General features: G+C 72.0%; 13 protein-coding genes. 8 read left to right on the top strand and 5 right to left on the bottom strand.

All coding sequences use genetic code 11. From position 1 onward, the window contains the following. Positions 1 to 236: 236 nt before the first annotated feature. Positions 237 to 1,712 carry a cellulase family glycosylhydrolase gene (locus AB0I81_RS33030; RefSeq protein WP_360664536.1) on the bottom strand — a complete coding sequence of 492 codons (1,476 nt, stop codon included), beginning with the start codon at positions 1,710 to 1,712 and terminating at the stop codon, positions 237 to 239. Positions 1,713 to 1,990: 278 nt separating this feature from the next. Between AB0I81_RS33030 and AB0I81_RS33025 the strand changes: the two genes are divergently transcribed. Further along, a complete protein-coding gene (locus tag AB0I81_RS33025) occupies positions 1,991 to 2,419 on the top strand; it encodes a peptidase inhibitor family I36 protein (RefSeq protein ID WP_360664533.1) in 429 nt (142 codons plus the stop codon). A gap of 172 nt (positions 2,420 to 2,591) precedes the next feature. After that, positions 2,592 to 3,608 (top strand): helix-turn-helix transcriptional regulator, encoded by a 1,017-nt coding sequence (locus AB0I81_RS33020; protein ID WP_360664530.1) that lies wholly within the window; start codon positions 2,592 to 2,594, stop codon positions 3,606 to 3,608. A 66-nt stretch (positions 3,609 to 3,674) separates the two neighbouring features. Here the strand turns inward: AB0I81_RS33020 and AB0I81_RS33015 are convergent, their stop codons facing one another. The 4 genes from AB0I81_RS33015 to AB0I81_RS33000 form a co-directional block, all read right to left on the bottom strand. Then, complete coding sequence (locus AB0I81_RS33015) at positions 3,675 to 4,106, bottom strand: hypothetical protein (protein ID WP_360664527.1); 432 nt, start codon at positions 4,104 to 4,106, stop codon at positions 3,675 to 3,677. A 259-nt stretch (positions 4,107 to 4,365) separates the two neighbouring features. After that, positions 4,366 to 5,814, bottom strand: a complete 1,449-nt coding sequence (locus tag AB0I81_RS33010) for an aldehyde dehydrogenase family protein (protein ID WP_360664524.1) — start codon at positions 5,812 to 5,814, stop codon at positions 4,366 to 4,368. Positions 5,815 to 5,837: 23 nt separating this feature from the next. Then, positions 5,838 to 6,983, bottom strand: coding sequence for a mandelate racemase/muconate lactonizing enzyme family protein (locus AB0I81_RS33005; protein WP_360664521.1), 1,146 nt, complete (start codon positions 6,981 to 6,983; stop codon positions 5,838 to 5,840). Then, positions 6,980 to 7,765, bottom strand: coding sequence for a DeoR/GlpR family DNA-binding transcription regulator (locus tag AB0I81_RS33000; RefSeq protein ID WP_360664518.1), 786 nt, complete (start codon positions 7,763 to 7,765; stop codon positions 6,980 to 6,982). Before AB0I81_RS33000 ends, AB0I81_RS33005 begins: the two co-directional genes overlap by 4 nt. A gap of 189 nt (positions 7,766 to 7,954) precedes the next feature. Between AB0I81_RS33000 and AB0I81_RS32995 the strand changes: the two genes are divergently transcribed. The 6 genes from AB0I81_RS32995 (at position 7,955) to AB0I81_RS32970 (ending at position 14,715) form a co-directional block, all read left to right on the top strand. After that, positions 7,955 to 9,067 (top strand): PfkB family carbohydrate kinase, encoded by a 1,113-nt coding sequence (locus AB0I81_RS32995; RefSeq protein WP_360664515.1) that lies wholly within the window; start codon positions 7,955 to 7,957, stop codon positions 9,065 to 9,067. Between the two features lie 178 nt (positions 9,068 to 9,245). Then, entirely contained in the window at positions 9,246 to 10,142 is an 897-nt protein-coding gene (locus tag AB0I81_RS32990; RefSeq protein WP_360664512.1) for a hypothetical protein, read from the top strand. A 5-nt stretch (positions 10,143 to 10,147) separates the two neighbouring features. Then, positions 10,148 to 10,981: a sulfite exporter TauE/SafE family protein gene (locus tag AB0I81_RS32985; RefSeq protein ID WP_360664509.1), complete on the top strand. Its 834-nt coding sequence runs from the start codon at positions 10,148 to 10,150 to the stop codon at positions 10,979 to 10,981. Beyond that, positions 10,978 to 11,997, top strand: a complete 1,020-nt coding sequence (locus tag AB0I81_RS32980) for an alcohol dehydrogenase catalytic domain-containing protein (protein WP_360664506.1) — start codon at positions 10,978 to 10,980, stop codon at positions 11,995 to 11,997. The genes AB0I81_RS32985 and AB0I81_RS32980 overlap by 4 nt, the downstream gene beginning before the upstream one ends. A 38-nt stretch (positions 11,998 to 12,035) precedes the next feature. Beyond that, positions 12,036 to 13,367 carry an MFS transporter gene (locus AB0I81_RS32975; protein ID WP_360664503.1) on the top strand — a complete coding sequence of 444 codons (1,332 nt, stop codon included), beginning with the start codon at positions 12,036 to 12,038 and terminating at the stop codon, positions 13,365 to 13,367. A 403-nt stretch (positions 13,368 to 13,770) separates the two neighbouring features. Beyond that, positions 13,771 to 14,715, top strand: coding sequence for a phosphotransferase (locus AB0I81_RS32970; protein WP_360664500.1), 945 nt, complete (start codon positions 13,771 to 13,773; stop codon positions 14,713 to 14,715). Positions 14,716 to 14,728 lie beyond the last annotated feature (13 nt).

The raw sequence follows: 14,728 nt of genomic DNA, 5'->3' as shown, positions 1-14,728 counted from the left end.
TGCCTCCGGCCGCCGCCGGTCACCTCGCCCGTTCTCGTTCGGTGACGGGCGGATCACCGTGTCCAAAACCGGCCAAGATCGCCTGAGGGGGTGCCGCGCCCGCGCTGCGCTGATCGTCTGCGTGACCGCGCCGCCGCCGAGTCGTACGCGGTGACCCACAGCGAGACGGGCCCGCCGTCCAGCGCCGCCCGCAACGCGCGAGGCGGGCCGGTCGCCGGCTTCGGGCGATGTCCGCCTCAGAAATCGTCGGCGGTGCGGATCCGGTCGCGGATCCAGGCTCCGGCCTCCTTGAGGTTCCCGGTGCCGGCGAACGGGCCGTTCGGGCAGGTTCCGGTGGTGAAGACGGCGCCCGTGCGGAAGTCGTCGGAGAAGTTCCAGTTCACCCAGCTGATCTTCTTCTGGGCCAGCAGATCGAGGTACTGCTGCGACCTGGTGAAGTTGTTCGCTCCGTCGCCGGACGCGCTCTGGGTGCCGAACTCGGTCACGAAGATCGGCAACCGGTCGGCGGCGCGGGACAGGGTGTTCAGGTATTCGGTGCCGTGCGTGCCCGCGTAGAAGTGGAACGTGTACATGATGTTGGCGGCGTTGACCGGGTTGTTGACGATCTCGCTCTCGTCGCCGCCGCCGGAGACGCCGAGCGACGACCACGCGCGGGTGCCGACCAGGACGGGGGCGTCGGGGTCGTGCTGCCTGATCACCGGGATGAGCTGGTGGGCGTAGTCGCGGATGACGGACCAGGTGACGGCGTCGCCGTTCGGCTCGTTCGCGATCTCGTACAGGACGTTCTTCTTGTTGTTGTGCCGCTGGGCGATCTCGGTGAAGAACGTCTTGGCCCGGCCGAGGTTGTACATGGGGTCGCCGGGGGTGAGCATGTGCCAGTCCACGATCGCGTACATGCCCCGGGCAGTTGCCATCTCGATCAGGGAGTGCACGCGGTCGGTGAACAGCCGGGGGTTGGTCTCGTAGCCGCCCTCCTGGATGTACATGGAGATGCGCAGGACGTCGGCCTTCCAGTCGCCGGCCAGCGCGTCGAGTGAGGCGGTGTTGAGGCACTGGTTGTACCACTGGATGCCGTGACTGCTCATGCCGCGTAGCTGGATCTGCTTGCCGCTCTCGTTGCAGAGCTTGTTGCCGCACACGCGCAGTTGCCCGTTGGCCTGCACGGGTGTGCCGCCGTTGCCGCCGCCGGTGGGAGCTCCGTAGACCTCCAGTTCCCACAGGGAGTAGCCGTACGGGGTGCCGCGCTGCGTCCCGTGCACCCGTACGTACCGGCCGGTGCCGCTGACCGTGAGGTCGTCCACCGCTCCGTCGCCGGAGGTGGTGGAGTAGACGTCGCTCCAGGTGGAGCCGTCGGGCGAGGTCTGCACCCGGTACGCCGTGGCGTGGGCGACCTCCCAGGTCAGCCGCACCCGGGAGAGGTTGTGCGCGGAGCCGAGGTCCACCCGGATCCACTGCGGGTCCACTCCTTCGGCGCTGGCCCAGCGGGTGGACGTGCTGCCGTCCACCGCCTTGCCCGGCTCCAGGCCGGCGGCCTCGACCGAGGAGGCGGTCACGGCCTTGCCCTGCGACACCAGGGGATCGGCCGCCGCCGGTCGCGTCGCGGCCGTCGTCGTCGCCGGTCGCGCCGTGGCCGCACCCGCGGAGGGCGCCACCAGCGGCAGCGCCATCGCGGCCACGACCGCCAAGATCCTCGCTACTGTGCTTCGCCTCACGAAACGACTCCCGTTCCTTGGGTGGACGGTCAGGTGGCGCATCGGCGTGACCGCGACTCCAGCACCGAACTGCCGCCTTTACCCGACCGGTTAGGAAAGTTTCTTAACTTGTGGCGCAGACTAATTTGACAGCAAAACTTACGCAAGACCCAAAAGCCAGACAGAGTCCCCGTCCTCAGACGGGGCGCCGCGAAGCCGATCCCCTCGGCGGTCTGGTGCAAGTCGATCTCGCTGGGTATCTTCAGGGGGCGAAGGAAAGTTTCTTCTGTGGAGGAACGATGGGTAAGAAGTTTCATGTCCTGGCGTTAACGGTAGCCGCCGCCCTGACCACGCTGGCGACCCCGGCGCAGGCGGCCGAGGGGTACGACCGCTGCCAGGAGGGCCACTACTGCCTGTTCTCCGGTCTCGACGGCACCGGCGACATCGTCCAGCTCCAGGGCAGCACGGGCAGCCTGGCGGCGCTGGGAATGGGCGACCGCGCCAAGTCCGACTGGAACCGGACCGACACGCTCATCCACCTCTACTCCGAGCCCGACTACGGCGGCTGCACGGCCGTCACGAGCCCGCGCGGCAAGGGCAACTTCTACATCGACTTCCGCGATTTCTTCGACTCGGTCCGCTTCGGCGGCCCGAACGGCCCTTCCTGTTCCATCGGCGATGACGACGTGGCCGTCAAGCGTACGGGTGCCGTCGACTCGCACGGCTGAAGCGCCCCCCGTTTGACCCGTCGCGAGAAGTGGGCCGGTCCTCGTCCAGGCTGAGCCTGGGCGAGGACCGTCCACGTCCGGCGATCGGCCTCCCGGGCCGGTCGAGGCGGCGACCTCGCCGGCGGAAATTCGCTGGCCGGCGTGGGACGCTCCGCCGCACACTGGGAAGGTGATGACGGAGTGTAGCCGGTTGTATCGGGATCTGTGTGCGGCGCTGGCACCCGGTGCGGGGGTGGGGGCGGTGGCGGCGGAGTTGTCACGGGTGATCGCGCCCGTGGTGCCGCACGACGCGCTGCGCTGCGGGGCGAACAGTCCGTCGTCCGGCACGGGCCTGTCCACGCTGGCGTTCTGGCACGGATACACGGCCGATCTCGGCCGTGAACTGCTCAGGGCGGACCGGGTGAGAGCGTGCGTGCGGGACCTGGCCCGGCTGGCGGGGCAGCATCTGCCGGTGAAGGTGACCCTGCGGCGGCGCCCGGGTCTGCGTGACCGGTTGCTGGACGAGCACGGCGCCGGCGAGGAGTTGTGCCTGGCGCTGCGGTCGGCGCGGGGCGTGTGGGGCGTGCTCTGCCTGATGCGGGCGGCGGACCGCCGTCCGTTCGACGAGGCCGACGCGCGACGGCTGGCAGGCGTCGGGCCCGTGCTGGTCGCCGCGTTCCGCACCTATGTGACGGCCTCGCCGGCCAGTTCCGCTCCGCCCGAGCCGCGGCCGGGCATGCTCATCGTCGGGGCCGACAGCCGGATCAGGACGATGACGCCGCAGGCGCGGCCGTGGCTGGAGGCGTTGCGGGTGCCGCTGGACGTACCGCAGTGGCTGGCCGACTGCGCGTTCGCGTGCCTGGCGGTGGTGGCGCGCGAGCAGCCGCGGCACCTGCGGTTGTGCGTCCCCTCGGTCGGATGCGGCTGGTGGACCACGATCGAGGCCCAGCGGCTCGGCGACGACGGCGACGTGGCGGTCATGATCCAGCGCGCGAGCGGCAAGGCGCTGATGCCCTCGTTCTGCGACTGGTACGGGGTCACCGCCCGCGAACGGCAGATCATGCAGCACCTCTACGACGGGTCGGCGCCCAAGCAGATCGCCCGCGTGCTCGACCTGTCCGTCTACACGGTCGGCGACCATCTCAAGGCTCTGTTCCGCAAGACGGGCACGAGCGGACGCGACCAACTCATCGCCTCCCTCAACGCGTGACCTCCCCGCCCGCGCACCGGGACGGCGCCGTTCGGCGGGCGGGGAGCATCGCGGGTTGCCTGTGGGTCAGCAGGCGATCAGGAGGGAGAACGGCCGGTCGTCGTCGACACTCCTCGGGCTCGGGCCCGAAGGGGTGGCCGTGCGGACGAAGAGCGTTCTTCCGTTGACGGCGCCGACCAGGATCGACGCGCTTCCCGGCCCGGGGTCGCCGCCGCCGTTGGTGTTGATCGTGCCGGTGAGGGCGCAGCGGCTGATGTCCGCGTCCGTGGTCAGGTTGTACCGCCCCTGGCCGAACTTGTTGACGTTGCCGACGCCCGACGCGGCGAGCAGGTTTCCGTTCGCGGCCACTTTGGCCCAGAACATCGTTCCCGCCGCGGCCCGCTGGGCGGACTGCGCCGCGGACGCGGTCTGCGCCGTCGCCCCTGAGAGGGTGAAGACGCCCGCGGCGACGAGGGCGGAGGCCGCCACCGTCATGGTCAGCCTGGTTGAGATCCTCATGTCTGCCTCCGTGAGACTTGCGGCGAATGGGGAATTATCGGATCGAGTGGCGATGGCTCGCCTTTTCGTCTCGCTCTCGAATTCGTCTCCGCCGGTTTTGCTTGTCCTCCCAAATGTGCAGCGTGCTCACGGATACAGAAATCCCGAGAATTGGGGATTGCGACGGGTCAACAAACGCCAGAATGTGGATATAAGAGGAAATTGCGGAGAGGAATTCGGCTCCGATGGGCGGCGGCGATCCGAACCCCGGGGCCGCGTGTCACACGGCCTGGCTCAGCGTCTGCTCCGAGGTGAACGCCAGCAGGCCGGACAGGCCGCCCTCGCGTCCGAGACCGCTCTGCCCGAACCCGCCGAACGGCACCCTGGGATTGTTGGGCGCGCCGTTGTTCACCCCGACGATGCCGATCCGCAGCCTGGACGCCAGCCGCCGGGCGCGCTCGGGCTCGTCGCAGACATAGCCGCCCAGGCCGTACCCCCAGCCATTGATCTCCTCGACGAGGGCGTCCTCGTCGGTGAAGGAACGCGTGGCCGTGACCGGGCCGAAGATCTCCTGCGACCACAGCGCGGGGGAGTCGTCGGGGCATTCGACCACGGCGGGGCTGACGAAGAAGCCCCGGCCGGGGGCGGGCGGGCCGGGAATGATCCGGGCGCCGGCCGCGTGCGCCTCCTCGACCAGGCCGGTCAGCCGGCGCTGCTGGCCGGCGGTGATGAGGGGGCCGAGGTCGGTGCTCGCGTCCGCGGGGTCGCCCAGCCGCAGGGCCGCCACGCGTTCGGCGAACCGCTCGATGAACGGCGCGTACAGGTCCTCGTGCACGAACACGTTGTTGGCCGCGATGCAGGAGGCGCCGTTGTTGCGGAACTTGGCCGTCACCAGCGCGTCCACGGCGGTGCCGAAGTCGGCGTCCCGGCCGACGACGAACGGCCCGCGCCCGCCGAGCTCCAGCACCGCGGGCAGGAACCGGGCCGCGCACTGCCGGGCGACGATGGCCCCCACGCGGGTGGAGCCGGTGAAGGTGACGGCGGCCACCCGCTCGTCGCCGGTGAGGGCCGCGGTCAGGCCGATCGGGTCGCCGACCACGGAGGTCAGCGCGCCTTGCGGCAGGTGCCGCAGGCAGATCTCGGTCAGCCGCGCGGCCGAGACGGGGGTGAGCTCGCTGGGCTTGAGCACGACCGTGCACCCCGCCGCCAGCGCCGCGGCGATCTTGCGGGCCGGGATGGACAGCGGGAAGTTCCACGGGGTGATGGCGGCGACCACGCCGAGGGGCACGCGGCGCACGCGGAAGTCACGGCCCGCCGCGAGCAGCGGCTCCTCGGCCGCGGCGTGCGGCGCGGCCTCGGCGAACCAGGCGAAGAAGTCGGCCGAGAACAGGATCTCGGCGCGCGACTCGGCCAGCCGCTTGCCCGTCTCCTGGGTCATGAGCAGGGCCAGGCTGCCGGGTCCTGTGTCGTCCGCCGCCGCCCGCAGGTCGTCGGCGATCGCGCGCAGCGCCCGGGCGCGCGTCCCGGCGGGGGCGGCGGCCCAGCCGGGCAGGGCGCGCGCGGCGGCCGTCACGGCGCGCGGCGCGGTTTCGGCGCCCACTCCCACGACCTCGGCCACGGTCGTCCCGTCGGCCGGATTGACCACCTCCAGCCGTACGGGTCCGGGCTCGGGATCGGGCAGCCAGGCGCCCGGCAGGGGCGTACCGAGTGCGGAGGGGATGGTTGACATGGGTGATCCTCCCGAATGCCGGCTTAGACGGACCGCCCGTCGAGGGCGGCATGGGTGTAGTGGGCCAGGGCCTGCTCGTCGTAGTCGACGCCGAGGCCGGGCGTGGTGGGCACGTGGATGAGGCCGTCGCCGTCGAGCGGCATCGGCGCGGCGATGCCGGTGCGCAGCGGGTTGTCGCGCAGGTCCAGCTCGACCCAGCCGGGCCTGGGCGCGGCGGCCACGAGGTGGGCGGCGGCCGCCAGAGTGGGGGCGCCGCCGTAGCAGTGCGGGCTCAGCCGGGCCGTGCCCGGCATCCGGCCGATCGCGTCACTCAGGCTGATCCCGGCCGTCTTGGACGGATCCGGCTGGATGTGGGCGAGCGCGGGCAGCGCAAGGCGCTCGGCATAGGATTCCGCGCCGTAGACGTTCTCGCCGCCGGCCAGCGCGACGCCGGTGCTCTCGGCCAGCTCCTTGAGGTCTTCGGTACGGTCACCGTCGAGCGGCTCCTCGAACCACGCGACGCCGTACTCGGAGAGCAGCCGGCACATGCGCCGGGCGGTGTCCGGGTCCCACGCCTGGTTGGCGTCGGCGAACACCTCCAGCCCGGCTCCGGCGACCGCCCGCACCTCCCGGATCGTGGCCAGGTCGGTCTCCTCGCCGAAACCGACCTTGATCTTCACCGCGGGCAGGCCCAGGCCGAGGGCGCGCTCGGTGAGCAGCGCGACGTCGGTGGGTCCGACGCCGCTCCCGTACGCCCGCACTGTCGTGGGGGAGGCGTCGCCTGGCGGTGTACGGGCGAGCAGGGCGGCCACGGGAAGCCCGCGGACGCGGCCGAGCAGGTCCCACAGGGCCATGTCGATGCCGCTGAGCGCCTGCCACAGCGGCCCGGGCGCGCCCCACTGGCGGGCGACGCCCCGCAGGCGCGCCGCCAGGTCCGCCATCAGGGTGGCGGGATCGTCGGCGTCGGCCCCGAGCACGAGCGGGCGCAGCCCGTCCAGCGTCGCCAGCCGTTCACGCCAGCCCCACTCGGGATAGTTGACCCAGCTCTCACCGGTGCCCGTGACCCCGCCCGCGCCCACGGTCACCAGGACCGAATGGCGCGCGGTGAGCGAGGAGAACGACATCGGCACCCGATCGCGCAGCGGCGCCCGCAACACGCGTACCGACATGGACTCGATCGTCAGGCTCACGAGGCCGCCCGCCCGGCGATGATCAGGCGCACGCCGTGCTCCTCGGCGGCCGCGCGGAAGCGGGCGGGCGGCTCGGCGTCGGTCACGATGGCGTGTAGCCGGTCGAGAGGCGTCAGGAGCACCGGCGCGGAGGTGTGGAACTTGCCCGCGTCGGCGACGAGCACGACGAAGTCGGCGATGTCCATCAGCGCCTGCTTCGTGGGACGTTCGAGGTCGTAGACGCCGTAGCAGCCGCGGTCGTCGACGGCGGCGGCGCCCAGGAAACACCAGCGGACCCGCAGCCTGACCGCCGCCTCAACCGTGGCGGGGCCGACGAAGGCCCTGCTCGACGGGTTGAGGTCGCCGCCGAGCCCCACGCAGCCGATGTGCGGCGAGTCGAGCAGGGACTGCATCACGGGCACCGAATGGGTCACGACGCTGCCGCGGAACTCCGGCGGCAGCGCGGTGACCAGGGCGTGGGCCGTCGTGCCCGCGTCCACCGCGATGGTGTCGCCCGGCTTGACCAGCCGTGCGGCCGCCGCGCCGATCACGTGTTTGGAGCCGGCGTTCTCGTGCTCGCGGGCGCTGAACTCGTGCCCTTCCGGCAGGCTGACGCCGCCGTGCACGACGCGGACCTCGCCCAGGTCGTGAAGGCGGCGTACGTCGCGGCGGACCGTCATGTCGGAGACGGCGAGCGCCTCGGCCAGGTCGGCGATGGAGCAGAACCCCGCCGCGCGCACCCGGTCCAGGATCGCCTGGCGCCGCGCGGGCGCTGCGTCGTACCGCATGGCGTTCGAACTCACGGGCCCTCCTTCCAGTCGTGCGGTTGTTGAAAAATTACCATCCCCTGCCCCGTGCCGCATCACCCCTGGGCCTCGGCGGTGCCTGCGATCTGGCAGAAAAGGTTAGAGCGGGCCGTTGACCTGCTGGACTCGTGTTGTTAACCTCCGCACAATGAATGTTAGCAAATCAACAAACTTTGTGAGGTAGTGATGGCGCCGTCGCCCGATGCCGTGTTCGTCGGGGTCGCCACGTGGGACACCGTCGCGCAGTTGCCCTGCCTTCCGCCCGCCGACGGTCGCGTCGTCGCGGAGGACATGGTGTGGGCCGGAGGCGGACCCGCGGCGACGGCCGCCGTCGCGTTCGCCCGGCTGGGACTGCGGGCCGCCGTGGTCGCGGCGGTGGGCGACGACCGGCAGGGCACGCTTATCGCCGACGGGCTCGCCGACGAGGGCGTCGACGTCGGCGGCGTGCGGACCGTCGCGGGGCAGCCGTCGGGGAGTTGCGTCGTCCTCATCGACCGGCCCCGGGCCTCGCGCGCCATCTGCGTGCGGCCGGGCCCGGAGCTGCGCGTCGAACCCGGCAGCGAGGCCGCCCGCGCCATCGTGTCCGCGCCGCTGCTGCTCGTGGACCACGTGGGCTGGCCCGCCGTGGCGCCGCTGCTCGCCGCGCTGCCCGCCGCCGCCCGGCGGCCCGTGGTCTGTTACGACGCCGGGAACCTGCTGCCGGGGCCACGGCCGGCGGGAGTTGAGGTGTACGTGCCCACGCTCGACGTGCTGCGCGAGGTGTACGACGGCCGGCAACCCGCCGACCTGCTACGCGCCGCCCTCCGCAGCGACCCTGCAACCACGGACCCTGCCGGCGACGGGCCTGCAACCACGGACCCTGCCGGCGACGGGCCTGCAGCCGCGGACCCTGGCGGCGGTCCGGGAGCTGCGGACCCGGTCGGCGGTGGCCCAGGAATCGCGGACCCTGCCGGCCGTGCCCCTCGGGTGCGGGTCGTGGCCACCGATGGGCCGCACGGGGCCTACGCCGCCGACGCCGGAGGCTGCTGGCGGGTGCCCGGCCTGGCCGGGATCGAGGTGCGCAGCACGCTCGGCGCGGGTGACGTCTTCCACGGCGCCCTCGTCGCCGCCCTCGCCCGTACCTTCGACCTGCCGGCCGCGCTCGCCTACGCCAATGCCGCGGCGGCGCTGTCCTGCCGCGGGCTGGACGGCCGCAGCGGCATCCCCGGCCACGCGGAGACCCTCGCCGCGGCCACCGCGCACCCGGCCGCGCCGCTGCCCTGGGCATCCGCACCGCCAGCCCCCGGATCCCGGCCATGACCGCATCGAAGAAGCCCACCTGATCGCCCAGACATCACCTGATCGCCCAGACACCACCTCATCGCCCAGACACCACCTCATCCCCAGACATTGCCTCGGCACCCAGGCATCACCTCGGCACCCAGGCATCACCTCAGCACTCAGGCATCACCTCTCACCAGACATCAGAAGGAGCATCGTGACCGCATCGTCCACCGCCGCCCCCGACCTCTCCGCCCTGGCGCGCCCGTCCGGCGGGTTCGCCATGCTGGCCGTGGACCAGCGCGAGGCGCTGCGCGCCATGTTCGCCGAGCACCAGGACACGCCGGTGACCGACGAGCAGATCACCGCGTTCAAGGTCGAGGCCGTGCGCGCCCTGACCCCGTACGCCTCCGGCGTGCTGCTGGAGCGCCAGTTCGCGCTGGACGCCGTCCTGAAGGCCGGTGTGATCGCGCCCGGCTGCGGGCTGATCGCCGCCGCCGACCACTTCACCGGCGACGAGCGCGAGTTCGTCGCCGAGGTACGCATCGACGAGGACGTCCCCGGCGCCTGGGTCAGGTCGATCGGCGGCGTGGCCATGAAGCTGCTGGTCCTGTGGCGGCCCGACGAGGACCCCGCCGGCCGGGTGGCCATGGTGAGGGACTTCGTCGCCCGCTGCCGGACCGCCGGCCTGATCAGCATCGTCGAGCCGGTGGCGCGCGCCTCGCGTCGCGGGCCCGCCCTCACTCCGGAGGAGTGGAACGCCGGGGTGCTGGCCGCCGCCAAGGAGCTGGGCGCGCTGGGCCAGGACCTGTACAAGGCGGAGATGCCGCTGCACTGCGAGGCCCCCGAGGACGACGTCCGGCGCGGCTGCGCGGCGCTGACCGGCGCGATCGACGGCCCCTGGGTGGTGCTGTCCAGCGGCGTGCCGCACGAGCTGTATCCGCGCGCGGTCGAACTCGCCTGCGCCGAGGGCGCGTCCGGGTTCCTGGCGGGGCGGGCCGTCTGGCGCCAGGTGATCGGCGCCACCGACATCCCCGGCGCGCTGAGCCGCTACGCCGTGCCGCGGCTGCGCGAACTGGGCGAGATCGTGGACGCCGCGATGGCCGCCCGCTGACCGCGATGACCGCCGCCCCGGTCGTGTCGGCAGAGCTGACCGCGATGACCGCCGCCCCGGTCGTGTCGGCAGAGCTGACCGCGATGACCGCCGCCCTGGTGGTCCCGGCAGAGCTGACCGCCGCCCTGGTCGTGCCGATGGCGCTGGCCGTGCTCGTCGGAGCCGGCACCCAGCGCGTCACCGGCCTGGGCTTCGCCCTCGTGGCGGGCCCGCTGCTGACCATGGTGCTCGACCCCGTGAACGGCGTCCGGCTGGTCAACCTGCTGTCGCTGACCGCCTGCCTGATCGCCCTGCCGGCCGTGTGGCGGCAGGCGGACTTCGGCCGGGCGCTGCGCCTGGCGGTGCCGGCCCTCGCGGTGCTGCCCGCCGGGGCGTGGCTCGCCGCAGCCCTCCCTTCCGGCCCGCTGCTGATCGCCGAGGGTGTGCTGGTCATCGCCGCGCTGCTGGTCCTGCGCCGGTCCACGGGCGCGCCGTGGATGAGCGGCCGGGCCGGGGCGGCGGGCGCGGGAGCCGTCTCCGGGCTCATGAACGTCACCGCCGGTCTCGGCGGCCCCGCCATGACCCTGTACGCGACCGCCACCGGCTGGGAGAGCCGGTCGTTCGCGGCCACCATGCAGGTCTACTCGATCCTGATCAACGCCGGATCCGTCGCGGTCAAGGGCCTTCCCCAGCTGCCCCTCCCGACCGTCGCCCTGGTCGTGCTGTGCACCCTCTGCGGGGTCCTCGCCGGCCACCTCGTCAGCCCGCACATCGACCACCGCCGCGTCCGCCAGGCCGTGCTCGCCCTGGCCGCGGCCGGTGGACTGACCGCGATCGCCAAAGGAGTGATCACGATATGAACGCATTCGCCCACGGCCGCCAGGTTGTGCTCGGCACGGACGGCGCGGTACACCTCGAAGCGGCGCCGCCCGCCGCCGTGCAAGCTCGGGACGACGTCCTGCTCGCCCCTGTCCACCTGGGCATCTGCGGGAGCGACGTGCACGTGTTGCGCCGCGCGCACCCGTTCATCGCGCCGCCCGTCGTGACCGGCCACGAGTGCGTGGCCCGGGTGATCGCCACCGGCCCCGACGTCACCTCCTGCGCGCCGGGCGACCTCGTGGTCGTCAACCCGCTCATCAGCTGCGGCCACTGCGAGCGGTGCCGCGAGGGCGTGGCGAACCAGTGCCCCAACGCGAAGGTTCTCGGCTTCGGGCTGCCCGGCCTGGCCAGGGACCGCGTCGTCGTGGCCGGCCGGTTCTGCCATCGGGTGCCGGAAGGCGTAGCCGCCAGGACCGCCGTACTGACCGAGCCGCTGGCGGTCGGCTGGCACGCCGCAGGACGGGCGCCCGGCCTGGACCGGGTCCTGATCGTCGGCGGCGGGCCGGTCGGGCTCGCCGTGCTGCTCGCCGTACGGGCCCGCGGCGCCGGCCACGTCACGCTGGTCGAGCCCGTCGCGTCCAAGCGCGCCCTGGCCGCCGCGTTCGGCGCCGACCAGGTGCTCGCACCGGGCAAGTTGCCCGCCTCCCGGCAGGTGGACACCGCGTTCGACTGCGTCGCGGCGCCCGCCACGCTGGCCTCCGCCGTGGCCGCGACCGTGCCCGGCGGCACGCTGGTGGTCGTCGGCGTGCCGTCAGGGGACACGAGCGTCCCGCTCGCGCGCACGCAGCGCTGGGAGATCGACATCCGCGGCACCGGCCTGTACCTGGACCGCGACCTCGACGCGGTGCTCGCCTTCCTGGCCGGCCCGTCCCGCCCCGACGACATCACCCGCCTCATCACCTCCGAGTACGACGTGGAACGCGCGGCCGACGCCTTCGCCGCGACCGCCGACCCCGAGCAGACCAAGGTCCTCATCAGCTGGCCCGACCCCGCCTGACCCCGATATTCGCGCCGCTCCCGCATCGAGGAGATCCCGTGTCCCATCAATCACCATCCCCCACCCGGCACCAGCCCAAGATGACGAAGGTCGCGCTCGGCAGCTTCGCCGGAGCGCTGATGGAGTGGTACGACTTCTTCGTCTTCGGCACCGCCTCCGCCCTGGTGCTCGGGCCGCTCTTCTTCCCAAGCGGGAACCCCCTGGTGAGCACCATCAGCGCGTTCGCCACGTACGGGGTCGGCTTCCTGGCCCGGCCGCTGGGCGGCATCGTCTTCGGCCACTTCGGCGACCGCATCGGCAGGAAGAAGACGCTGATCGCCACGCTGAGCATCGTGGGCGCCTCAACGTTCCTCATCGGGCTGCTGCCCACGTACGACGCCATCGGTCTCGGCGCGCCCGTGCTGCTGGTGCTGCTGCGCCTGATCCAGGGCTTCGGACTCGGCGGCGAGTACGGCGGTGCCGCCCTGATGACCGTCGAGCACGCCCCGCCCCACCGCCGCGGCTTCTGGGGATCGATCCCTCAGTCCGCCGCCTCCACCGGCATCATGCTGGCCACCGGCATCTTCGCCCTGGTCAGCATGCTGCCCGACGAGGAGCTGTTCAGCTGGGGCTGGCGGGTGCCGTTCCTGCTGAGCGCCGTCCTGCTGGTCGTCGGCCTGTTCATCCGGGCCAAGGTCGGCGAGACGCCCGAATTCGAGCGCCTCAAGCGGGAGAACACGGTCGCCAGGCGGCCTCTGGTCGAGGTGTTCAAGGAGCCGAAGGTCGTCGGGCTCACCTTCGGGGCGCGGGTCGCCGAGGCGGTCTCGTCCAACGTGGGCAACGCCTTCGCGATCTCCTACATCTCCACGCAGCTCATGGTCGCCAAATCGGTGCCGCTCAACGGCATGCTGGTCGCCTCGGCCCTGGGCATCGTCGCCACGCCCGTCTTCGGCTCGCTGACCGACAGGTTCGGCCGCCGGCCGATCTACCTGGCCGGGGCCGCGTTCGTCACCCTGGCGACCTTCCCCTTCTTCATGCTGCTCAACACCAAGTCGGATGCGCTCATCTGGCTGGCGCTCATCGCGATGTACATCTTCGGCCCGACGTTGATGTTCGCCGGGCAGGCGACGTACTTCACCGAGTTGTTCGGCCGCAACGTGCGCTACACCGGCCTGTCGATCGCCTACCAGGGCTCGGCCGTGGTGGGCGGGCTGACGCCGGTGGTGGCCGCCTCGCTGCTGAGCACGGCGGGGGGCACGCCGTGGCTGGTGGCGGGGTTCGTGACGCTGACCGGGCTGCTGACCCTGTGGTGCGTGTACCGCAGCCCGGAGACCCACCGGCGGCGCCCGGCCGCGACGCTCACGTCCGGTGCGGCCGGGCGTCCCGGCTGAGGACGTGCCGCGCTTTGGCGAGCAGGCGTGCGTTCGTCTCCCGCAGGGCCTCGAAACGCTCGGCGTGCTCGTCGAGCATCCCGGCCGTCCCGGTCGTACAGGGCGGACTTCTCCTCCTTGCTCGTGCGCCGGCTCCAGGCCGCCTCTCCGCCTGCGCCCGTCGCTCCCGCGCAGTGCCGGGGAGGTGGTAGCCGTAGCGCTCCGCAGGTGGCGAGCGTAACGATCACCCGAGGGGAAGAAATTCGGATGACACGCCGGGCCGAGACCTGTTTCATGATCTGATGTCTCGAAGCCCCCGCCGCCGCGAACACTCCCAGCCAGGGGCACCAGCTTCACGGCCCGGCACTCCCGAAGCTGCCACCAAGTGCCAGGCAGCATGCGCCGAAATCTCGAGGTCGGGCCGATGAACCAGGGCACCCGTCCCGAAGAGCTGCCGGCCGAGGTCCTGGATGACGTGGCCGGCGTGGTCGGGGCAGAGGTCACTCTTCTCAGTCGCCTACCCGGAGGCGTCAATGGGGGTGCCGTGCGCGTCCAGCTGGCCGGAAGGTCACATGCGGTGCTCAAAGCAGTGCCCAGGGCCCACCCCGGCCACCTGGATGAGACGTTGCGGGCCCAGAGGGTGGTCGAGCACATGCGTGGGGGCGGCTATCCCACCCCGGCCTGGCTCGGAGTGGGGGCCACAGCCACTCATGTATGGCATCTGATGGACTTCGTTGACGCTGCTCCCGCGCCAGAGCTGACCCCGTCCCTCGTCGAGCAGCTGACGGAGATCATCGAACTCCAGGCCGGCCAAGCCTCCGAGCCCTACGACCACTGGTCGTACGCCTGGCGGGTGGCCACCGGTCAGGATCCGGCTGTCTCCGGGCCGGATCTCGACGAGACGCCCGAGCAATCGCGTCTCCGCCAGTCCATGGCCGGGCTCTCGGGCTATTCCTCCGTGGTGTCGGCCTTGGTCGAGCGCCTGCGGCTCGTGTGTGCCGACGTCCCACCACCACGAGAGGCACCCGACATGGTCCATGCCGATCTCTCAACCGCCAGCAATGTCCTGGTCCGTGACGGAGCAGTGGTGGCGGTCGTGGACATCGGGAACGCGGGTAGCGGCACGCGGGCGACCGATCTCACCACCCTCGTGTGGTACACCTTCCAGGATCCGCTGCTGGACGGTGTCCGAAGGCGACTGTGGAGGAGAATCCTCGACCTGATCGGCTGGGAGGACGCGGCGGTGCTCGCAGCGGCACAGACCCTCCACATGCTCGAGATCCCCATCCGCCACGGGCGCCACGATGCCGTTCCAGGGGTGGTCAAGCGCGGCCATCGCGCCCTCGAAGAGCTGAACGCGCTTCGCTGACCCTGCGAAGGCG

The organism is Nonomuraea sp. NPDC050404 (genome assembly GCF_040655495.1).
Taxonomy (GTDB): domain Bacteria; phylum Actinomycetota; class Actinomycetes; order Streptosporangiales; family Streptosporangiaceae; genus Nonomuraea.
This window is presented reverse-complemented; position numbering and strand designations above follow the sequence as displayed.

What these genes read in the sequence shown, in the direction of transcription:
- AB0I81_RS32980 (WP_360664506.1), top strand. Translation starts at nt 10,978, where the DNA reads ATGAACGCATTCGCCCACGGCCGCCAGGTTGTGCTCGGCACGGACGGC.
- AB0I81_RS33020 (WP_360664530.1), top strand. Translation starts at nt 2,592, where the DNA reads ATGACGGAGTGTAGCCGGTTGTATCGGGATCTGTGTGCGGCGCTGGCA.
- AB0I81_RS32985 (WP_360664509.1), top strand. Translation starts at nt 10,148, where the DNA reads ATGACCGCCGCCCCGGTCGTGTCGGCAGAGCTGACCGCGATGACCGCC.
- AB0I81_RS33015 (WP_360664527.1), bottom strand. Translation starts at nt 4,106, where the DNA reads ATGAGGATCTCAACCAGGCTGACCATGACGGTGGCGGCCTCCGCCCTC.
- AB0I81_RS33010 (WP_360664524.1), bottom strand. Translation starts at nt 5,814, where the DNA reads ATGTCAACCATCCCCTCCGCACTCGGTACGCCCCTGCCGGGCGCCTGG.
- AB0I81_RS32995 (WP_360664515.1), top strand. Translation starts at nt 7,955, where the DNA reads ATGGCGCCGTCGCCCGATGCCGTGTTCGTCGGGGTCGCCACGTGGGAC.
- AB0I81_RS33025 (WP_360664533.1), top strand. Translation starts at nt 1,991, where the DNA reads ATGGGTAAGAAGTTTCATGTCCTGGCGTTAACGGTAGCCGCCGCCCTG.
- AB0I81_RS32970 (WP_360664500.1), top strand. Translation starts at nt 13,771, where the DNA reads ATGAACCAGGGCACCCGTCCCGAAGAGCTGCCGGCCGAGGTCCTGGAT.